At 60.5% G+C, this 20,365-nt stretch carries 20 protein-coding genes; 11 read left to right on the top strand and 9 right to left on the bottom strand.

Annotation, left to right across the window (positions count from 1 at the left end; all coding sequences use genetic code 11):
• Nucleotides 1-39 precede the first annotated feature (39 nt).
• The 5 genes from petA to NIBR502773_RS19830 all read left to right on the top strand — a co-directional run bounded on the left by petA (nucleotide 40) and on the right by NIBR502773_RS19830 (nucleotide 3,826).
• Nucleotides 40-633, top strand: coding sequence for a ubiquinol-cytochrome c reductase iron-sulfur subunit (gene petA / locus NIBR502773_RS19810; protein WP_027604843.1), 594 nt, complete (start codon nucleotides 40-42; stop codon nucleotides 631-633).
• Nucleotides 633-1,844 carry a cytochrome bc complex cytochrome b subunit gene (locus NIBR502773_RS19815; protein ID WP_003171746.1) on the top strand — a complete coding sequence of 404 codons (1,212 nt, stop codon included), beginning with the start codon at nucleotides 633-635 and terminating at the stop codon, nucleotides 1,842-1,844. Before petA ends, NIBR502773_RS19815 begins: the two co-directional genes overlap by 1 nt.
• The gene (locus NIBR502773_RS19820) at nucleotides 1,844-2,623 is read left to right on the top strand and encodes a cytochrome c1 (RefSeq protein ID WP_027604842.1); all 780 of its coding nucleotides are present in this window, start codon (nucleotides 1,844-1,846) and stop codon (nucleotides 2,621-2,623) included. Before NIBR502773_RS19815 ends, NIBR502773_RS19820 begins: the two co-directional genes overlap by 1 nt.
• A 148-nt stretch (nucleotides 2,624-2,771) precedes the next feature.
• A complete protein-coding gene (locus NIBR502773_RS19825; RefSeq protein WP_049710008.1) occupies nucleotides 2,772-3,389 on the top strand; it encodes a glutathione S-transferase N-terminal domain-containing protein in 618 nt (205 codons plus the stop codon).
• Nucleotides 3,390-3,406: 17 nt separating this feature from the next.
• A complete protein-coding gene (locus NIBR502773_RS19830; protein ID WP_065938513.1) occupies nucleotides 3,407-3,826 on the top strand; it encodes a ClpXP protease specificity-enhancing factor in 420 nt (139 codons plus the stop codon).
• Between the two features lie 61 nt (nucleotides 3,827-3,887).
• On the opposite strand, the gene NIBR502773_RS19835 is transcribed toward NIBR502773_RS19830, so the two are convergent.
• Complete coding sequence (locus NIBR502773_RS19835; protein ID WP_257228019.1) at nucleotides 3,888-5,234, bottom strand: glucan 1,4-alpha-maltotetraohydrolase domain-containing protein; 1,347 nt, start codon at nucleotides 5,232-5,234, stop codon at nucleotides 3,888-3,890.
• Between the two features lie 520 nt (nucleotides 5,235-5,754).
• Here NIBR502773_RS19835 and NIBR502773_RS19840 point away from each other — a divergent pair.
• Nucleotides 5,755-6,504, top strand: a complete 750-nt coding sequence (locus NIBR502773_RS19840) for a FadR/GntR family transcriptional regulator (protein WP_053131606.1) — start codon at nucleotides 5,755-5,757, stop codon at nucleotides 6,502-6,504.
• Between the two features lies 1 nt (nucleotide 6,505).
• Here the strand turns inward: NIBR502773_RS19840 and NIBR502773_RS19845 are convergent, their stop codons facing one another.
• Both NIBR502773_RS19845 and NIBR502773_RS19850 read right to left on the bottom strand, forming a co-directional pair.
• Nucleotides 6,506-6,880, bottom strand: a complete 375-nt coding sequence (locus tag NIBR502773_RS19845) for a hypothetical protein (RefSeq protein WP_141156747.1) — start codon at nucleotides 6,878-6,880, stop codon at nucleotides 6,506-6,508.
• A gap of 134 nt (nucleotides 6,881-7,014) precedes the next feature.
• Nucleotides 7,015-8,169: a phospholipase gene (locus NIBR502773_RS19850; RefSeq protein ID WP_141156748.1), complete on the bottom strand. Its 1,155-nt coding sequence runs from the start codon at nucleotides 8,167-8,169 to the stop codon at nucleotides 7,015-7,017.
• A 242-nt stretch (nucleotides 8,170-8,411) separates the two neighbouring features.
• Between NIBR502773_RS19850 and kdgD the strand changes: the two genes are divergently transcribed.
• The 5 genes from kdgD to NIBR502773_RS19875 all read left to right on the top strand — a co-directional run bounded on the left by kdgD (nucleotide 8,412) and on the right by NIBR502773_RS19875 (nucleotide 14,956).
• The gene (kdgD, locus tag NIBR502773_RS19855; RefSeq protein WP_027604837.1) at nucleotides 8,412-9,323 is read left to right on the top strand and encodes a 5-dehydro-4-deoxyglucarate dehydratase; all 912 of its coding nucleotides are present in this window, start codon (nucleotides 8,412-8,414) and stop codon (nucleotides 9,321-9,323) included.
• A 54-nt stretch (nucleotides 9,324-9,377) separates the two neighbouring features.
• Nucleotides 9,378-10,823 (top strand): aldehyde dehydrogenase family protein, encoded by a 1,446-nt coding sequence (locus tag NIBR502773_RS19860; protein ID WP_027604836.1) that lies wholly within the window; start codon nucleotides 9,378-9,380, stop codon nucleotides 10,821-10,823.
• A gap of 97 nt (nucleotides 10,824-10,920) precedes the next feature.
• Nucleotides 10,921-12,285: an MFS transporter gene (locus NIBR502773_RS19865; protein ID WP_027604835.1), complete on the top strand. Its 1,365-nt coding sequence runs from the start codon at nucleotides 10,921-10,923 to the stop codon at nucleotides 12,283-12,285.
• Between the two features lie 11 nt (nucleotides 12,286-12,296).
• On the top strand, nucleotides 12,297-13,850 hold the full coding sequence (gene garD / locus NIBR502773_RS19870) for a galactarate dehydratase (RefSeq protein ID WP_141157856.1): 1,554 nt from the start codon (nucleotides 12,297-12,299) through the stop codon (nucleotides 13,848-13,850).
• Between the two features lie 164 nt (nucleotides 13,851-14,014).
• Nucleotides 14,015-14,956, top strand: a complete 942-nt coding sequence (locus tag NIBR502773_RS19875) for an AEC family transporter (protein ID WP_027604833.1) — start codon at nucleotides 14,015-14,017, stop codon at nucleotides 14,954-14,956.
• Here NIBR502773_RS19875 and NIBR502773_RS19880 read toward each other — a convergent pair.
• From NIBR502773_RS19880 to gatC, 6 genes are all read right to left on the bottom strand, one after another.
• Nucleotides 14,953-15,333, bottom strand: coding sequence for a carboxymuconolactone decarboxylase family protein (locus NIBR502773_RS19880; protein WP_065924306.1), 381 nt, complete (start codon nucleotides 15,331-15,333; stop codon nucleotides 14,953-14,955). The two genes, NIBR502773_RS19875 and NIBR502773_RS19880, sit on opposite strands and share 4 nt — an antisense overlap.
• Nucleotides 15,330-16,376 (bottom strand): calcium/sodium antiporter, encoded by a 1,047-nt coding sequence (locus NIBR502773_RS19885; RefSeq protein ID WP_141156749.1) that lies wholly within the window; start codon nucleotides 16,374-16,376, stop codon nucleotides 15,330-15,332. The genes NIBR502773_RS19880 and NIBR502773_RS19885 overlap by 4 nt, the downstream gene beginning before the upstream one ends.
• Before the next feature lie 58 nt (nucleotides 16,377-16,434).
• Entirely contained in the window at nucleotides 16,435-16,806 is a 372-nt protein-coding gene (locus NIBR502773_RS19890) for a septal ring lytic transglycosylase RlpA family protein (protein ID WP_065924304.1), read from the bottom strand.
• 160 nt (nucleotides 16,807-16,966) lie between these two features.
• On the bottom strand, nucleotides 16,967-18,412 hold the full coding sequence (gatB, locus tag NIBR502773_RS19895) for an Asp-tRNA(Asn)/Glu-tRNA(Gln) amidotransferase subunit GatB (RefSeq protein ID WP_108573889.1): 1,446 nt from the start codon (nucleotides 18,410-18,412) through the stop codon (nucleotides 16,967-16,969).
• Between the two features lie 10 nt (nucleotides 18,413-18,422).
• Nucleotides 18,423-19,874 carry an Asp-tRNA(Asn)/Glu-tRNA(Gln) amidotransferase subunit GatA gene (gene gatA / locus NIBR502773_RS19900; RefSeq protein WP_141156750.1) on the bottom strand — a complete coding sequence of 484 codons (1,452 nt, stop codon included), beginning with the start codon at nucleotides 19,872-19,874 and terminating at the stop codon, nucleotides 18,423-18,425.
• Nucleotides 19,875-19,890: 16 nt separating this feature from the next.
• Nucleotides 19,891-20,178, bottom strand: coding sequence for an Asp-tRNA(Asn)/Glu-tRNA(Gln) amidotransferase subunit GatC (gene gatC / locus NIBR502773_RS19905; protein WP_003171764.1), 288 nt, complete (start codon nucleotides 20,176-20,178; stop codon nucleotides 19,891-19,893).
• Nucleotides 20,179-20,365 lie beyond the last annotated feature (187 nt).

Raw genomic sequence — 20,365 nt, forward strand, 5'->3', positions numbered from 1 at the left:
CTGATTTAACAGGCCAAAAAGCTGATGGGAGAGGACTGAATGAGCAATGACGGCGTGAATGCAGGCCGGCGTCGCTTCTTGGTAGCAGCCACATCCGTGGTGGGTGCTGCAGGAGCGGTGGGGGCTGCGGTCCCGTTCGTGGGGTCATGGTTTCCCAGTGCCAAGGCGAAAGCCGCAGGTGCACCGGTGAAGGTGAATATCAGCAAGATCGAACCAGGCCAGCAGATGATTGCTGAGTGGCGCGGCCAGCCGGTATTCATTGTTCGTCGTACGGAGGAAATCCTGGGAAATCTGAAAAAGATCGAAGGCCAGTTGTCTGACCCCAAATCTGAGAAATCCGACCAACCCGCCTACGCCAAAAACGAAGCACGTTCGATCAAGCCAGAGATTCTGCTGCTGGTCGGCCTGTGTACCCACTTGGGATGCTCACCCACTTTCCGCCCGGAAGTTGCCCCAGTCGATCTGGGTAAAGACTGGGTCGGTGGTTATTTCTGCCCCTGCCACGGCTCCCACTACGATTTGGCGGGACGCGTCTACAAGTCCCAGCCCGCTCCCTTGAACCTGCCCGTGCCTCCGCATACCTACGAAACTGACGACCTCATTGTCATTGGCCTCGATAAGGAGAACGCGTGATGAGCAAGTTCATGGATTGGGTGGATGCACGCTTCCCTGCTACTAAAATGTGGGAAGACCATCTCAGCAAGTATTACGCCCCGAAGAACTTCAACTTCTTCTACTTCTTTGGCTCCCTGGCACTGCTGGTGCTGGTCAACCAGATCGTTACTGGTGTCTGGCTGACGATGAGCTACACCCCGTCGGCGGAAGAGGCGTTTGCTTCCGTCGAATACATCATGCGTGACGTCGAGTACGGCTCGATCCTGCGCCTGCTGCACTCCACCGGCGCTTCAGCGTTCTTTATCGTGGTCTACCTGCACATGTTCCGTGGTTTGCTCTACGGTTCGTACCAGAAGCCCCGCGAGCTGGTGTGGGTGTTCGGCATGCTGATCTACCTGGCGCTGATGGCGGAAGCCTTCATGGGCTACCTGCTGCCATGGGGCCAGATGTCGTACTGGGGCGCCCAGGTGATCATCTCGCTGTTCGGTGCGATCCCGGTCATCGGCAACGACCTGACCCAGTGGATCCGCGGTGACTACCTCATCTCCGGCATCACCCTGAACCGCTTCTTCGCCTTGCACGTCGTGGCGCTGCCGATCGTGATCCTGGGCCTGGTGGTGCTGCACATCCTGGCGCTGCACGAAGTGGGGTCCAACAACCCTGACGGCGTGGACATCAAGAAGCACAAGGACGAGAACGGTATCCCGCTGGATGGCATTCCGTTCCACCCGTACTACACCGTGAAAGACATTGTCGGCGTGGTCGTGTTCCTCTTCGTGTTCTGCTCGATCGTGTTCTTTTTCCCGGAAATGGGTGGTTATTTCCTCGAGAAGCCTAACTTCGAACAGGCGAACGCCTTCAAGACACCTGAGCACATTGCCCCGGTCTGGTACTTCACGCCGTTCTACGCGATCTTGCGGGCGATCCCCGACAAACTCATGGGCGTCATCGCCATGGGCGCGGCCATTGCGGTGCTGTTCGTGTTGCCGTGGCTCGACCGAAGCCCGGTCAAGTCCATGCGCTACAAAGGCTGGCTGAGCAAAATCTGGCTGTGGGTGTTCTGCATTGCATTCGTGATTCTGGGCGTGTTGGGCGTATTGGCGCCGACCCCGGAGCGTACGCTGCTGTCGCAGGTCTGCACCTTCCTGTACTTCGCCTACTTCATTCTGATGCCGTTCTACACCCGGCTCGAGAAGACCAAACCGGTTCCGGAAAGGGTGACTGGCTGATGAAAAAATTATTCGTTGCATTGATGCTTGCGGCGCTGCCGCTACTGTCCTTCGCTGCCGAGCACGGCGGCCCGGAACTGGAAAAAGTCGATATCGACGTGTCTGACAAGGCGGCTATGCAAGACGGCGCGCGTACGTTCGCCAACTACTGCATGGGCTGCCACAGTGCCAAGTTCCAGCGTTACGAGCGGGTGGCCGATGACCTCGGTATCCCCCATGAAATGATGCTGGAGAAGCTGGTGTTCACCGGTGCCAAGATCGGCGACCACATGAATATCGGCATGAAGCCTGCCGACGCCAAGACCTGGTTCGGTGCAGCACCGCCTGACCTGACTCTGGTGGCACGTGTACGCGGCACCGACTGGCTCTACGGCTACCTGAAATCCTTCTACGAGGACCCGGCGCGCCCTTATGGCGTGAACAACCGTGTGTTCCCGAACGTCGGCATGCCTAACGTTCTGGTCGGCCTGCAAGGCAAGCAAGTGGTAGGATGCAAGCAGGTTCAGGTCGTCGAAGACGGCAAGAAGCAATATGATCCGTTGACCGGTACGCCTTTGACTCATGAAGCGTGCGATCAACTGAAGATAGAAACCCCTGGTTCGTTGACTGACGAGCAGTTTGACGAGAAGGTCAAGAATCTGGTGACCTTCCTGGCCTATTCGGCCAACCCGGTCAAACTGCAACACCAGCGCATCGGGACGTATGTCTTGCTGTACCTGGCTTTCTTCTTCGTATTCGCTTATCTGCTTAAACGCGAATACTGGAAGGATGTGCATTGATCCAACCGTAAGCAATTGCTGTTAATCTTGCGCGCCCAGCGGCATCTCTAACCCGTAGCGACCTGGACTTTCCAGAGGCTGCAGAGATGCTTTCTGGGCGCGCTCGTTTTTGAGCTTTCCATAATTTCAACAAGCGAGGAGGACCGCCATGGGCGTGACCAATCGGTTGGCCTGTTACTCCGACCCCGCCGACCACTATTCCCACCGAGTACGCATCGTACTCGCAGAGAAGGGTGTCAGCGCCGAGATCATCAGTGTGGAGGCGGGTCGTCATCCGCCGAAACTGATCGAAGTGAACCCTTACGGCAGCTTGCCCACCCTGGTCGATCGTGACCTGGCGTTGTGGGAGTCAACCGTGGTGATGGAATATCTGGATGAGCGTTACCCGCATCCGCCTTTGTTGCCGGTATATCCGGTGGCCCGTGCCAACAGCCGCCTGCTGATCCATCGGATCCAGCGAGATTGGTGCGGGCTGGTGGATTTGATCCTGGATACCCGCAGCAAAGAAGCCGCTCGGGTGCAGGCGCGCAAGGAATTGCGCGAGAGCCTGACCGGTGTTTCGCCGTTGTTCGCCGATAAACCTTTTTTCCTCAGTGAGGAACAAAGCTTGGTGGATTGCTGCCTATTACCCATACTCTGGCGCTTGCCGATTCTGGGCATTGAACTGCCACGGCCGGCCAAGCCGTTGCTTGATTACATGGAGCGCCAGTTTGCGCGTGAGGCTTTCCAGGCAAGTCTGTCTGGTGTCGAACGCGATATGCGCTAAGGCTTAAGGAGCCGTTGATGAACTCCAGTCGACCTTACCTGGTCCGCGCGCTCTATGAGTGGATTGTGGATAACGATTGCACCCCGCACATGCTGGTCAATTCCGAATTTCCTGCGGTTCAGGTACCGCAGGGTTTTGCCAGTGACGGGCAGATTGTGTTGAACGTATCACCCAGCGCCGTGCGCCACCTGCACATGGACAATGAAGCGGTCAGCTTCGAAGGGCGTTTCGGCGGTGTGCCGCATACGCTGTTCGTGCCGATTGGCGCTATCCTCGGCATCTATGCCCGGGAGAACGGCCAAGGCATGGTGTTCGATCTGGAGTCGCCTTTCGAGGACGACGAAGCGATTGAAAACGAAGACGGCGATGATGTGCCGCCACCGGATACCGAGCCACCGCGTCCAAGCGGTCGGCCGAGTCTGAAAGTGGTGAAGTAAAATGCGTAAGTCTTCGGGCCTGCGTTAAAAAATGCCTCGGCTCTGCCGGGGCATTTTTTTGTCAAAAACTCCCCGCTGTTTCGCTGGCGGCTCCCGTGGTGAACTGATTGTCGGAGCCGCCTTGCCAGTAGACCTCGTTGACATTGCTCAGGCTGCGGATCAGGCATTTCCATTTGATGTCTTGCTGCGTCGGCCATACGACAGTGCCGCTCCAACGATTGGATGCGCCGGATTGCAGTGGGATGGCGTGGGCCGGGTCCCAGGCGCCGAGTTCGATAGGCGACCCCACTGCGTAGACTGCCTGGCCGAGCTCCTGCCTGGCGTTGTCGCAGTGCAAGGTGGTCGTGGTGTCGGAAGGTGCCGGGGCGGCCTGCCACGAGCGGACGCGCTGCCCGTCCGCAAACAGGGCCGGGCTGAAGCCGTCAGGCACCTTGGAAAGGTCGGAGTCCAAGGCGATCAGCAGGCGCTTGCGGCTGCCTTGGATGGTGGCCACCAATCCGGAATAGTGGGTCTGGAAACTGATGGGTGAATCGGCCCTGATGCCGGCGTCCTTGCGCAGGCTGATCAGCTTGCGGATCAGGTCGCCGCGGCCCCAGTCGTACATGTCGGGCCAATACACAGTCGGCGTACCGGGGCTCAGCAGGATATAGGCATAGGCGATATTGCGTTGCGGGTCGGCAAGGGGCCAATGATGCTGGCCGCCGTATTGCCCTGGCGAATAACCGGTGTCGTGGTTGTCGACAAAGGTCACCGCGATTTGCCGCCATGCCGGTTCGGGATTGCCATTCAAGCCATGACGCCACTCGGCCAAGCTGCCATTTTGCATGCGCTCCTTGAGGGCAAAATCGAACACGCTGCAGTGGGACCGATCCGACCAGTCCTTCAACGCATCCTGCCAACTGGCCTGGCTGCGCCAGTCGTTCGCCGGATACTCGCCGGGGGCTTTCCACAGCTCGCCGACGCAGAACGCTTGGTCACCAAAGTTTTTCATCCACACATCGACCCGCTCCGGCGCGTAGCCGCGCACAAAATCGAAGCGCAAGCCTTTGGCGCTGTAGTTGTCCCGCAGGTTCCTGAATTCCTGCATGAAGCGCTGCGAGACTTCCGAGTTGCTTGTGTTGAGGTCGGCCGAGCCGCTCATGAACGCGTCGCCCTCATCACAGACCGCGGGGGCTGTGCAGTCATCGCGCCACAGCTTGAGCCCCCTGGGAAAGCGTATCTGTTTACTTGGCAGCTTGTCGTTCATATGGTTGGGCACCACGTCGTATATCGCTTGCACGCCGGCACCTGCCAAGGCAGCGACCGCTTGTTTGAGCTGGCTGTCACTGCCGTATTGGCTGTTCTTGTCGAAGTCGCTCCAGAAGTAACCTTCACCGCCCCGGACGTTCCCGATGGCACGTCGCTCCAACTGGATTGATCGGTCCAGGCGGGCGGCAGCCAGATTTTGGTGAAGCCGTCCTGGCCGATAGTGGGGGCCATTTGTGCCAGCACCTCATACCATTTCTGCGGAGTATTGCGGCTGGAGTTCCAGTGGAAACCCTGCAGCAGGATGTCTTCGCCACCGCCATTGCGCACACTCGGCGACGCAGCGTGGACGGCGCATGCCAGCAGCCAGACAATCGTTGTGCAATACCAGCCTGTGCGTTTCATCACCCGTCACCTGTTTGCTGGAACAGGCTTTAATCTGCTACGGGGATGGAAAACTGTCTGCTGTCATAATTGCCAGGTGGGCGAGAACGTTTGGCACTAAGACCCAGGCGTGAAGTAGCCACGCGTTATGTTCGAATTTGCCCCCCCTTTTCACGGGAGCCCTATACGGCGGGAGCTGAAAGCTGCCCGCTTGTACATGAAAGTGCGGTACAAACGGTGATCGTACAACCGCCATGGGCTATGATGCTGTTTTAGTCCACCGAGATAGATGATTCCACATGGAAAACGCCAGCACCGCCCCTCGTCTTCCCCGCAAGCGCCGCAGCCTTGCCCAGGAATTGGTCACGGTGCTGTCCGAGCAGATCCGTGATGGTCAACTCAAACGTGGCGACAAGCTGCCCACCGAATCGGCGATCATGGACGCCCATGGCGTCAGCCGCACCGTGGTCCGCGAGGCCATCTCCCGCTTGCAGGCGGCGGGGCAGGTGGAAACCCGTCATGGTATCGGCACCTTTGTGCTCGACACGCCGAGCCCGAGCGGCTTTCGCATCGACCCGGCCACCGTAGTGACCCTGCGTGACGTGCTGGCGATTCTCGAACTGCGGATCAGCCTGGAAGTGGAATCCGCCGGGCTGGCCGCACTGCGCCGTAGCGATGAACAGCTGGCCGCCATGCGCGCGGCCCTCGATGCCCTGAATGAAAGCGCGGCGCACGCCGGTGATGCGGTGGCCTCGGACTTCGCATTCCACCTGGAAATTGCGTTGTCCACCGGCAACCGCTATTTCACCGACATCATGACCCACCTGGGCACCAGCATCATCCCGCGTACGCGCCTGAACTCGGCACGGCTGGCCCATGATGATCACCAGCACTACATGGGGCGCCTGAGCCGCGAACACGAAGAGATTTATGAGGCGATTGCCCGCCAGGATTCGGATGCGGCGCGGGCGGCGATGCGTTTGCACCTGACCAATAGCCGTGAGCGGCTGCGCCATGCTCATGAAGAGGCGGAGGCGCAGCGCGGTTGAGCTATTTGCTGATGGTCAGCGAAATTGGCTCAGAGCTGACCGACATGCTGGATTCACCGATGGTTTGATAGCGTAGCAATGTGGTTTGGTTCGTGAATCGCTCTAAGGCTTCTTTTGGAATCTCGACTTTCAGATTCGCAGATTGTTGATATTGCCCCGTGCTCGCCTGCCATCTGCCTGCATTGACTTTGGCTCCCCTCCAGGCAGGCTCTTCCGGATCTGCACCCAGAATCGCGTATACAGTGCCCTCCGGAAAGAGCTTGGCATCGTTTGGAATACTGGCTACCAGAGGCCCTGTGAATTTGGAAAGGCTAACCTCCGCTTGGTAAAAAGGCTCTGTAACAGGAATGTTTAGGCCGGGGACTGGATTTTCCATGATGAAACCTCCGTGGCTGCCACACAGTAGCGGATCAATTCAGGAGCCGTGTTTCTGGCTCCTGAGCAAACTTATCCACCGCTACGGCATTGTCCGAAACTGTTAGAAATCACAGTCGCGACAAACGGCGTTGATCAAGCTGGCGTATTCGGCTTGTAGTCCTTAAGCAACAAATACGTACTCCACCCCCACCAGTCATTGGTCCAGTGCTTGTCGTTCAGGTCACTGACCTCCTTGCGACGCAGCACTTTGTCTCCCTCCATCTTGAACAGTGGCGAAAAGTTATTCGCCGGGTTCTGCGCGGCATTCAGATCCGGCACATACAGTGGCGCCTTGAAGTCGGCTGGGGAGCGCGCCGCGCCGCTGATAAAGGTTTCGAAGATCTCATCCGCCGAAACCTGCACCGCACGTTTGACCTGCAACCGATTTGCCGCATCAATGGCGTCGAAGTAGCGTTTATCCCCATAGGCATGCCACTCATCCCCCAGCGCATTGCGCACCTTGAGCCCGAATTTGCTGTCTTCATCGTGCATGAAGCGGCTGATCAGCGAGCCCAGTTCGCCCGGTGTGACGACCGCCGCCAGCTGTTTGCGCGGCACGCGCAGGTGGCCGGCAGAAAATAGATCGGTCAAGAAGTGATCGGCAAAGCCGTTCATGGCGTAGGCCAGTTCCAATGCCTGATCGGTACCGGTCTGGTGGGCCACTACAGCCTGTTGCAAGGCGGCTGCATGCCCCGCCAGGTAGGCCGCCAGCGCCCATTCGCCGAAGTGGTCGGCGTTGTCCGCCGCCAGTTTCAGGTAACGCCCCAGTGGGATCAGTGCCGACACCGCGCTGCCGCCACCGGTGATGCGGTTCCATTCCTCGGACAACGTATCACCCAGGGCATCATAGGCTTCATGGGCTTGCTTGCCGTCCTTGATCGCCTGGTTGACCGCGTTGATCTCTTTTTGCATCACCGCCAGGATCTTCGGCGCTTCGTCCCGCGAGGCTGGCAGCACGGCCAGTGAGTTGAACGCGGCGCTGAAACGTTGCATGCGATCGGCAGGTGAGGTGCCTTCGTTGATGGGCTGGCCGGGGATGCCATAAAAGTCACCGCCCAGGGCGATCACTTGGCCGTAGGTGAGTGCCAGCCCGTTGGGCAGGTGCAGTTCGACTTGCCGCGCGGGGATTGCCGGGGCGTCCTTGCTGAAGCGCAACAGCGTATCGTCGCCGATGGCGGTGTGTTCACCGCCTTCGAAGCGCAGGGTAGGCGGTTTTTTTGCGGGTGCTGCGAGTTCAGGACCTGACATGTTAGCTCCTTGCTATGTCGTAGGAATCTTCCTTGGATGCTGTATGTATATACAGCTATGCCGAGCATAGAGGAATAATTTCCTACGTCAAGAACAGCGCTGCCCAAGCCTTTCAACGCCCTCAAGTGCACAACGCCGATGAATTGCAGTTGACGAAATTATTTATAGTTGTACGATGACGTACGACATCAACAAAACCAACAACCTTTCAATAGAAAGTCTTCGCCCAGGGTGTTCGAATAATGAATCCACAAGAACTGAAGTCCATCCTCTCCCACGGTCTGCTGTCTTTCCCGGTGACCGATTTCAACGCCCAGGGTGACTTCCACCAAGCGGGCTACATCAAGCGCCTGGAATGGCTGGCCCCTTACGGCGCCACTGCTTTGTTCGCAGCGGGTGGCACTGGTGAGTTTTTCTCCCTCGCCGCCAGCGAATATTCCCAAGTGATCAAGACCGCCGTTGATACCTGCGCCACCAGCGTGCCGATCCTCGCCGGTGTCGGTGGTTCGACCCGCCAGGCCATCGAGTACGCGCAAGAAGCCGAGCGCCTGGGCGCCAAAGGCCTGTTGCTGCTGCCGCACTACCTCACCGAAGCCAGCCAGGACGGGGTTGCCGCCCACGTTGAGGCGGTGTGCAAATCGGTCAAGATCGGTGTGGTGGTCTACAACCGCAATGTGTGCCGCCTGACCGCTCCACTGCTGGAACGCCTGGCCGAGCGCTGCCCGAACCTGATCGGCTACAAGGATGGCCTGGGTGACATCGAGTTGATGGTGTCGATCCGCCGTCGTCTGGGCGATCGTTTCAGCTACCTCGGCGGCCTGCCGACCGCAGAGGTCTACGCCGCTGCCTACAAGGCCCTGGGCGTACCGGTGTACTCCTCGGCGGTGTTCAACTTCATCCCGAAGACCGCGATGGATTTCTACCACGCCATTGCCAAGGACGATCACGCTACCGTCGCCAAGATCATCGACGACTTCTTCCTGCCGTACCTGGACATCCGTAACCGCAAGGCCGGTTATGCCGTGAGCATCGTCAAGGCGGGTGCAAAAATCGTCGGCTATGACGCAGGCCCTGTGCGCACGCCGCTGACCGATCTGCTGCCGGAAGAATACGAAGCCCTGGCCGCGCTGATCGACAAGCAAGGTCCGCAATAAATTATCCACAAGGCCGCTGAGCAATCAGCGGCCTTTTGCGTCAGGAGAAGATTCGTGTCCCAAGTAAAGCGTTTTGAGAACTACATCAACGGTGAATGGGTTGCCGGCGCCGACTACTGCGTCAACCTCAACCCGTCGGAGTTGTCCGATGTCATTGGTGAATACGCCAAGGCCGACGTCACCCAGGTCAACGCCGCCATCGACGCCGCCCGCGCCGCATTCCCGGCCTGGTCCACTTCCGGGATCCAGGCTCGCCACGATGCCCTGGATAAAGTCGGCAGTGAAATCCTCGCCCGTCGCGAAGAACTTGGCACCCTGTTGGCCCGTGAAGAAGGCAAGACCCTGCCGGAAGCCATCGGCGAAGTGACCCGCGCCGGTAACATCTTCAAGTTCTTCGCCGGTGAATGCCTGCGGTTGTCCGGCGACTACGTGCCGTCGGTACGCCCGGGCGTCAACGTGGAAGTCACCCGCGAAGCCCTGGGTGTGGTCGGCCTGATCACCCCGTGGAACTTCCCGATCGCCATTCCAGCCTGGAAAATCGCCCCGGCCCTGGCCTACGGCAACTGCGTGGTGATCAAGCCGGCTGAACTGGTACCGGGCTGCGCCTGGGCCCTGGCGGAGATCATCTCCCGCGCCGGCTTCCCTGCCGGTGTGTTCAACCTGGTGATGGGCAGCGGCCGTGTGGTGGGCGATGTGCTGGTCAACAGCCCGAAAGTCGACGGCATCAGCTTCACCGGTTCCGTCGGTGTGGGTCGCCAGATCGCTGTCAGCTGCGTATCGCGCCAAGCCAAAGTGCAGTTGGAAATGGGCGGCAAGAACCCGCAGATCATTCTTGACGACGCTGACCTCAAGCAGGCCGTCGAGCTGTCGGTACAGAGCGCGTTCTACTCCACCGGCCAGCGTTGCACGGCGTCCAGCCGCCTGATCGTCACCGCCGGTATCCACGACCAGTTCGTCGCGGCCATGGCCGAGCGCATGAAGTCGATCAAGGTCGGCCACGCGCTGAAAAGCGGCACCGACATCGGCCCGGTGGTTTCCCAGGCCCAACTGGACCAGGACATGAAGTACATCGACATCGGCCAAAGCGAAGGTGCGCGGCTGGTGAGCGGTGGCGGCCTGGTCACCTGCGACACCGAAGGCTACTACCTGGCGCCGACGCTGTTTGCCGACAGCGAAGCCGCCATGCGTATCAGCCGTGAAGAGATCTTCGGCCCGGTCGCCAACGTCGTGCGCGTGGCGGACTACGAGGCGGCACTGGCCATGGCCAACGACACCGAGTTCGGTTTGTCGGCGGGCATTGCCACCACGTCGTTGAAGTACGCCAACCACTTCAAGCGTCATTCCCAGGCGGGGATGGTGATGGTCAACCTGCCGACGGCAGGTGTGGATTACCACGTTCCATTCGGTGGCCGTAAAGGCTCGTCCTATGGCTCGCGGGAGCAGGGTCGCTATGCGCAGGAGTTCTACACCGTGGTGAAAACCAGCTACATCGGTTCGTAATACGCAACACCCAGTGGGGCCGGAGGCCTGCCGGTCCCCACGACAAAAACAGAAAACCATTACCCGCAAAAAAAATAATTAGTGGGAGTACTTCTACATGCAAGCGACCAAGCCGACCCATGTCCGCTATTTGATCCTGCTCATGCTGTTCCTCGTGACCACGATCAACTACGCCGACCGGGCCACCATCGCAATCGCGGGCTCCAGCCTGCAAAAAGACCTCGGCATCGACGCGGTCACCCTCGGTTATATCTTCTCCGCATTCGGTTGGGCCTACGTGGCCGGGCAAATCCCCGGCGGCTGGCTGCTGGACCGATTCGGCTCGAAAAAAGTCTACGCCCTGAGCATCTTCACCTGGTCGCTGTTCACCGTGCTGCAAGGCTACGTCGGTGAGTTCGGTGTCTCCACCGCAGTGGTTGCACTGTTCATGCTGCGCTTCATGGTGGGCCTGGCTGAGGCGCCGTCCTTCCCGGGTAACGCGCGCATTGTTGCTGCCTGGTTTCCGACCGCCGAGCGCGGTACGGCCTCGGCGATCTTCAACTCGGCGCAGTACTTCGCCACGGTGTTGTTCGCGCCGTTGATGGGCTGGATCGTCTACCGCTTCGGCTGGCAGCACGTGTTTATCGTGATGGGCGTGATCGGCATCGTGTTCTCGCTGATCTGGCTGAAAGTTATCCACAGCCCGCGCCAGCACCCGATGATCAACGAAGCCGAGCTCAATCACATCGCCGCCAATGGCGCGATGGTCGATATGGATCAGGACAAGGGCAAGGGTAAGAAAACCGACGGTCCGAAGTGGGATTACATCCGTCAGTTGCTGACCAACCGCATGATGCTTGGCGTGTACCTGGGCCAGTACTGCATCAACGGTATTACCTACTTCTTCCTGACCTGGTTCCCGGTGTACCTGGTGCAGGACCGCGGCATGACCATCCTCAAGGCCGGTTTCATCGCCTCGTTGCCGGCGATCTGCGGGTTTATCGGTGGCGTGCTGGGCGGGGTGATTTCCGACTACCTGCTGCGCAAAGGCCATTCGCTGACGTTCGCCCGCAAGGCGCCGATCATTGCCGGCCTGCTGGTCTCCAGCAGCATCATCGCGTGCAACTATGTTGACGTTGAATGGATGGTGGTGGGCTTCATGGCCTTGGCCTTCTTCGGCAAGGGCGTTGGCGCACTGGGCTGGGCGGTCGTGTCCGACACCTCGCCGAAACAAATCGCCGGTCTCAGTGGCGGCTTGTTCAACACCTTCGGTAACCTCGCGTCGATCACCACGCCGATTGTCATCGGCTACATCATCAGCACCACCGGCTCGTTCAAGTGGGCCCTGGTATTTGTCGGCGCCAACGCGCTGGTGGCGGTGTTCAGCTATCTGGTCATCGTCGGCCCGATCAAGCGTGTAGTACTCAAAGAGCCGCCAAGCAAGGGGCCTGAGTTGACCAACCTAACCGAAGCGCATTCCTGAGAGGCCCCGTGATGCAGTTGATTGAACATGCCGACTCGCCGCGCTCCATCCGCCTGCACGAGCGCGACAACGTAGTGATCGTGGTCAACGACCAGGGCGTACCGGCCGGGACGGAGTTCCCGGACGGCCTGGTGACCGTGGATTTCATCCCCCAGAGCCACAAAGTGACCCTGGAAGACATCCCCGAAGGCGGTCAGATTATTCGCTACGGACAGACCATCGGTTACGCCCTGGCGCCGATTCCGCGCGGCAGTTGGGTCCAGGAAGATCAACTGCGCATGCCCACCGCGCCACCGCTGGACAGCTTGCCGCTGTCCACCGAGGTGCCTGCAACCCAGGCACCGTTGGAGGGGTTTACCTTCGAGGGCTATCGCAACGCCGACGGTACCGTGGGCACGCGCAACATCCTCGGCATCACCACCACGGTGCAGTGTGTGACGGGCGTGCTGGACCATGCGGTCAAGCGCATCAAGGACGAATTGCTGCCCAAGTACCCCCACGTCGATGACGTGGTGGCGCTGACCCACAGCTACGGCTGCGGGGTGGCGATCACCGCGACGGATGCCTACATCCCGATCCGTACCGTGCGTAACCTGGCGCGCAACCCGAACCTGGGCGGCGAAGCCCTGGTGATCAGCCTGGGCTGCGAGAAATTGCAGGCCGGGCAGGTGATGCATGACAACGACAGCTCCGTCGACCTCAGCGAGCCGTGGCTGTATCGGTTGCAGGATTCCAGCCATGGCTTTACCGAAATGATCGAACAGATCATGGAACTGGCCGAAGTGCGCCTGAAAAAGCTCGACCAGCGTCGCCGGGAAACCGTGCCGGCGTCCGAGTTGATCCTGGGCATGCAGTGCGGCGGCAGTGATGCGTTTTCCGGCATCACCGCCAACCCGGCGCTGGGCTATGCCTCGGATTTGTTGCTGCGGGCCGGGGCAACGGTGATGTTTTCCGAAGTCACCGAAGTGCGGGATGCCATTTACCTGCTGACTTCGCGCGCAGAGACGAAGGAAGTTGCCGAAGAGTTGGTCAGGGAAATGGACTGGTACGACCGTTACCTGGCCAAGGGTGAAGCGGATCGCAGTGCCAACACCACGCCAGGCAACAAGAAGGGCGGGCTGTCGAACATTGTCGAGAAGTCCCTGGGCTCCATCGTCAAGTCCGGCAGCAGCGCGATCAACGGCGTGCTGGGCCCTGGCGAGCGCTTCAAGGGCAAGGGTTTGATCTTTTGTGCCACGCCGGCCAGTGATTTTGTGTGCGGTACCTTGCAACTGGCGGCGGGGATGAACCTGCATGTGTTCACCACCGGGCGTGGGACCCCTTACGGGCTGGCGATGGCGCCGGTGGTGAAGGTCTCGACGCGTACGGAGCTGGCGCAGCGCTGGCCGGACCTCATCGATATCGACGCCGGGCGCATTGCCACCGGGCGCGCGACCATCGAAGAGTTGGGCTGGGAGTTGTTCCACTTCTACCTGGACGTGGCCAGCGGTAAGAAGCAGACCTGGGCGGAGCATCACAAGCTGCATAACGACATCACCTTGTTCAACCCGGCGCCGATTACCTGAGACCGCGTCGCCTGCCATCGAGGGCAAGCCCCTCCCACAGTTTGAATTGTGAGTACTTTCAAGTGTGGGAGAGGGCTTGCCCCCGATAGCGGTCTATCAGACGCCGTTGGGCTGTATGGCTTATCATTAGCCACCTGACGACGTTCACCAAGGTTCTCCCCGGCATGCTGGCTATCTTCCTCACCACCCTCACCATCACTGCGCCGGTATTCGCCATGCTGTTCCTGGGTGTGCTGCTCAAGCGCATCAACTGGATCAACGACAACTTTATCCACACGGCTTCGTCCCTGGTGTTCAACGTCACCATGCCGGCGCTGCTGTTCCTCGGCATCCTGCACGCCGACCTGCATTCGGCGCTCAAGCCGGGGTTGCTGATCTATTTTGCCGTGGCCACGCTGCTGAGCTTTGCCCTGGCCTGGGGCTGGGCGATTTTTCGCTGCAAGCGGGAAGACCGGGGCATCTACACCCAGGGCGCGTTTCGCGGCAACAACGGGGTGATCGGCCTGGCCCTGGCGGCCAGCATGTATGGCGACTACGGCATTTCCCTCGGTGCGATCCTCGCGGCGCTGGTGATCCTGTTCTACAACACGCTGTCGACCATTGTGCTGGCGGTGTACAGCCCGGTGATCAAGTCCGACCCGTGGAGCATCTGCAAAAGTGTGGTGGCTAACCCGCTGATCATCAGCGTCATCGTGGCGGCGCCGTTCGCGTATTTTCAGATTGGCCTGCCGGGCTGGCTGGAAAAATCCATGCAGTACCTGGCGGACACCACCTTGCCGCTGGCATTGATCTGCATTGGCGGCACCCTGTCCCTGGCGGCGTTGCGCAAGAGCGGCAATATGGCGCTGAGCGCGAGCTTGATGAAGATGGTCTGGCTGCCGGTGGTCGCGACCCTGGGCGCGTGGCTGCTGGGCTTTCGCGGGCCGGAGTTGGGGATCCTGTTCCTGTACTTCGGTGCGCCGACCGCCGCGGCGAGCTTCGTGATGGCGAGGGCGGCCGAGGGCAATCATGAACTGGCGGCGGCGATTATCGTGATCACCACGCTGATGGCGGCGGTGACCACGAACATCGGGATTTTCGTGTTGCAGGCGGGTGGCTGGATCTAGCCTTCTTTCTGATAGGTGTCGATGACTTCCTGCGCCGCCCGAAACGCATCAATCGCCGCCGGTACGCCGGCATACACCGCGCAATGCAGCAGCGCTTCGCGAATTTCCTCCACAGTACAGCCGTTGTTCAACGCGCCACGCACGTGGCCCTTGAGCTCCTGGGGGCACTTGAGTGCGGTGAGGGCGGCGAGGGTGATCAGGCTGCGCGTCTTCAGCGGCAAGCCTTCGCGGGTCCACACGCTGCCCCAGGCATGTTCGTTGACGAAGTCCTGCAGCGGCTGGGTGAATTCGGTGGCGTTGCCCAGGGCGCGGTCGACGAACACATCGCCCATCACCTGGCGACGCATTTCAACCCCGGGCTTTTTCTGATCGGTCATTGCGATTCCCTCTTGTGTTGGCGGCGCCAGGCTCGCAGCGTGCTGAACAACAGAAAAGCCACCAGCACTGGCAGGACGTAATACAGCATCAGTTGTTCAAGCTTGTTGGCCAGGGGCATGCCGGTGGTGAACGACATCACGTGCAGCCCATACGCCAGGTACAGGCCCAGCAGTACCAGGCCTTCGGCGCGGGTGACGCGGTAGCCGGTATAAAACACCGGCAGGCACAGCACCACCACGCCGAGCATCACCGGCAGGTCGAAGTCCAGGGCGTTGGGCGACACCGACAGCGGCGAAGGCGCGAGCAGCGCGGTCAGCCCCAATACGCCCAGCAGGTTGAACAGGTTGCTGCCGATCACGTTGCCCACGGCAATTTCCCGCTGGCCGCGCAGGGCGGCAATCAGTGAGGTGGCCAGGCAGGGCAGCGACGTGCCGACGCCGATCAGCGTAAGGCCGATGATGCGCTCCGACAGGCCCAGGTCCGCCGCCACATCCACCGCCGCGCCGAGCAGCAAGTGCCCGGCCAGCACCAGGATCAACAGCCCGCCCAGCATCTGCAGCACACTGCTCAGCCAGGGCGCCCGGGCGACGGTATCCAGGGTGCGCGGGCGGCGCGAATGGCGGGTCTGGTAATGCAGCACGCCGAGGTAGGCCAGCAGGGCAATCAGCAGGAGCAGGCCATCGACCGGCGTCAGTTCTTCATTGGCCGCCAGGGTAAACACCAGCAGCCCGGCGAGGATCATCACCGGAATATCCACGCGCACCAGCTGTCGCGAGACGCGCAAGGGGATGATCAGCGCCGACAGGCCCAGGGTCACGAGGATGTTGAAGATGCTGCTGCCGATCACGCTGCCCACGGCAATGTCGGTATTGCCGGCCAGGGTGGCCTGCAGGCTGACGGTCATCTGTGGCGCGCTGCTGCCGAAGGCGACGACCGTAAGGCCGATGATCAGCGGCCGCACCTTGAGGCTGGCGGCCAGGCGCACGGCGGCGCGCACCAGGATTTCGGCGCCGAGGATCAGCAGCACCAGGCCGCTGACCAGTTCGAGCAGGCTCCAGGGCGAGAGGGCGGTTAATCCGAAAATGGCCAGGGCTCCGTCTTCAATTGCTCAGGGCTTGCACGCGAACCCGCGCAGTGCCGCTGCCCAGCATGCCCAGTTGCTCGGCCGCCTTGCGTGACAGATCGATCAAGCGCCCACGGGTATGCGGGCCGCGATCGTTGATGCGGACCACGACGGATTTGTCGTTGTCGAGATTGGTGACCTTGACCTGGGTGCCGAAGGGCAGTCGCCGGTGGGCCGCGGTCAGGGCGTTCTGGTTGAAGGGTTCACCGCTGGCGGTTTTTTTGCCATGGTGCCTGGCGCCGTAATAAGAGGCGGTGCCGGTTTCGTCGTAGCCGTTGGGGTCGATGAGGCCGCTGGCGCAGCCGGCCAGCAGTGAAAATAGAGCCCATAGACCTAATAGACGCTTCATTATCAAGGTGCCCCCCATCACAAATGTGGGAGGGGGCTTGCCCCCGATAGCGGTGATTCAGTCAAAACAGCAGTGACTGACACTCTGCTATCGGGGGCAAGCCCCCTCCCACAGGAGGTCCGAGTCAGGCAGGAAGTCTCGCCCGGACCATTCATCGCAATCAGCCTTCGAGCTTGCTTTTGAGCAGTTCGTTCACCTGTTGCGGGTTGGCCTTGCCTTTGGAGGCTTTCATCGCCTGGCCGACAAAGAAACCGAACATCTTGCCGCGCTTGGCTTCGTCTGCCGCACGGTACTGTTCGACCTGCTCGGCGTTGGCCGCCAGCATTTCATCCAGCACGGCCGAGATGGCGCCGCTGTCGGTGACTTGCTTGAGACCGCGTTTCTCGATGATCTCGTCGGCGCTGCCTTCACCGCTGGCCATGGCTTCGAACACGGTCTTGGCGATTTTGCCGGAGATGGTGTTGTCCTTGATGCGCAGCAGCATGCCGCCCAATTGCTCGGCCGACACCGGCGCTTCGTCGATCTCCAGGCCCTGTTTGTTCAACAGGCTGCCCAGCTCGACCATCACCCAGTTGGCCGCCAGCTTGGCGTCACCGGCAATGCTCACGACCTTTTCGAAGTAGTCGGCTTGCTCACGGCTCGAAGCCAGCACGCTGGCATCGTAGACCGACAGGCCGAACTGCGCCTGGAAGCGCTCGCGTTTTTGCGGCGGCAATTCCGGCAGGGTGGCGCGGATCTCATTGAGGAACGAGTCCTCAAGCACCACCGGCAACAGGTCCGGATCGGGGAAGTAACGGTAGTCGTTGGCTTCCTCTTTGCTGCGCATGGCGCGGGTTTCGTCTTTGTTCGGGTCGTACAGGCGCGTTTGCTGGATCACCTTGCCGCCGTCCTCGATCAATTCGATCTGGCGCCGCACTTCGGTGTTGATCGCCTTCTCGATAAAGCGGAACGAGTTGACGTTCTTGATCTCGCAGCGAGTGCCGTACTCGGCCTGGCCTTTTGGCCGCACCGACACGTTGCAGTCGCAACGCAGCGAGCCTTCGGCCATGTTGCCGTCACAGATGCCCAGGTAACGCACCAGCGCGTGGATGGTCTTGACGTAGGCCACGGCTTCCTTGGCGCTGCGCATGTCCGGCTCGGACACGATCTCCAGCAGCGGGGTGCCGGCACGGTTCAGGTCGATACCGGTGGCACCGTTGAACTCTTCGTGCAGGCTCTTGCCGGCGTCTTCTTCCAGGTGCGCACGGGTGACGCCGACACGCTTGATGGTGCCGTCTTCCAGCGGGATGTCCAGGTAGCCCTTGCCGACGATCGGCAATTCCATCTGGCTGATCTGGTAACCCTTGGGCAGGTCCGGGTAGAAGTAGTTCTTGCGTGCGAACACGTTGTGCTGGCCGATCTCGGCGTCAATCGCCAGGCCGAACATCACCGCCATGCGCACGGCTTCCTGGTTCAGCACCGGCAGTACGCCGGGCATGCCCAGGTCTACCAGGCTGGCCTGGGTGTTGGGCTCGGAGCCGAACGTGGTGGCGCTACCGGAGAAAATCTTCGATTGGGTGGCGAGCTGGGTATGAATCTCCAGCCCGATCACAACTTCCCATTGCATAGTGTTCTCCTCAGAAGCCGGTAGGGGTGCGAGTGTGCCAGTCGGTGTTCAACTGGTACTGGTGCGCCACATTGAGCAGGCGGCCTTCCTGGAAATACGGGGCGAGCAATTGCACGCCCACCGGCAGGCCATCGACGAAACCGGCAGGCATGGACAAGCCCGGCAGGCCCGCGAGGTTGGCGGTGATGGTGTAGAGGTCTTCCAGGTACTCGGCAATCGGGTCGCCGGTCTTGGCGCCGATCTTCCAGGCCGGGTTCGGCGTGGTTGGGCCGAGGATCACGTCGACTTCTTCAAAGGCAGCCATGAAGTCGTTCTTGATCAGGCGACGGATCTTTTGCGCCTTGAGGTAGTACGCGTCGTAATAGCCGGCGGACAGGGCGTAGGCACCGACCATGATCCGGCGTTGCACTTCGGCACCGAAGCCTTCGCCACGGGAGCGTTTGTACAGGTCGGTCAGGTCCTTCGGGTTTTCGCAGCGATAGCCGAAGCGCACGCCATCGAAACGCGACAGGTTGGAAGAGGCTTCTGCCGGCGCGATCACGTAGTAGGCAGGAATCGCATGCGGGTTGTTCGGCAGGCTGATTTCCTTGATCACCGCGCCGAGCTTTTCCAGCTCCTTGACGCTGTTGTGCACCAATTCGGCAATGCGCGGGTCGAGACCGGCGCTGAAGTATTCCTTCGGCACGCCGATGCGCAGGCCCTTGAGCGAAGCATTGAGGCTGGCGCTGTAGTCCGGCACCGGCTCATCGATGCTGGTGGAGTCCTGAGTGTCGAAGCCTGCCATGCCTTGTAACAAAATCGCGCAGTCTTCGGCCGTGCGGGCCAGTGGGCCGCCCTGATCGAGGCTGGAGGCGTAGGCGATCATGCCCCAGCGGGAAACGCGACCGTAGGTCGGTTTCAGGCCGGTGAGGTTGGTGAAGGCCGCCGGCTGGCGGATCGAGCCGCCGGTGTCGGTGGCCGTGGCGGCCGGCAGGAAGCGCGCGGCAACGGCCGCAGCCGAACCACCGGACGAACCGCCAGGCACGTGTTCCAGGTTCCACGGGTTTTTCACCGCGCCGTAGTAGCTCGACTCGTTGGCCGACCCCATGGCGAATTCGTCCATGTTGGTTTTGCCCAGGGTCACGGCCCCGGCAGCGGCCAGCTTGGCGACCACGGTGGCGTCGTAGGGCGCCTTGAAGTTGTCGAGCATCTTCGAGCCGCAGCTGGTGCGAATGCCCTGGGTGCAGAACAGGTCCTTGTGGGCGATCGGTGCGCCCAGCAGGGCACCGTTTTCACCGTTGGCGCGGCGTACATCCGCGGCCTTGGCCTGGCTCAGGGCCAGCTCTTCGGTGAGGCTGATGAAGCTGTTGACCTTGGGGTCCAGCTCGGCGATGCGCGCCAGCAGGGTCTTGGTCAGCTCTTCGGAAGAAAACGTTTTGTCGGCGAGACCGCGGGCGATCTCGGCCAGAGTCATGTGATGCATGAAAGGCTCTTTCCCTTTAGTCGATGACTTTCGGAACCAGGTACAGGCCGTTTTCGACCGCTGGCGCGATGGACTGGTAGGCCTCGCGATTATTGCGCTCGGTCACGACGTCTGCGCGCAGGCGCTGGCTGGCTTCCAGCGGGTGAGCCAGGGGCTCGATGCCGTCGGTATTCACCGCCTGCATTTGGTCAACCAGCCCGAGAATGCTGTTCAGGGCTGCGGTGGTCTGTGGAAGATCGGCTTCATTCAGGCCAAGCGAGGCCAGATGAGCGATTTTTTCCACGTCGGAGCGTTCAAGCGCCATGGGAATCTCCAGTGGAAAACAGAACGGAGGCTGTCCGTGTGTTAGATTGTCGGAACACTACCGCATTTCTACGGTCTTACGGCCGCGATTGTGGGGGTTGGTGCACAGAAAGTCGGCCAATTTAGCACATTGGCGCCTTGCCCAAAATCCCTGTCGTTGTTAGAGTTTGCCGCACTTTTTTACCCAC

It is taken from the genome of Pseudomonas sp. NIBRBAC000502773 (genome assembly GCF_006517195.1).
Taxonomy (GTDB): domain Bacteria; phylum Pseudomonadota; class Gammaproteobacteria; order Pseudomonadales; family Pseudomonadaceae; genus Aquipseudomonas; species Aquipseudomonas marginalis.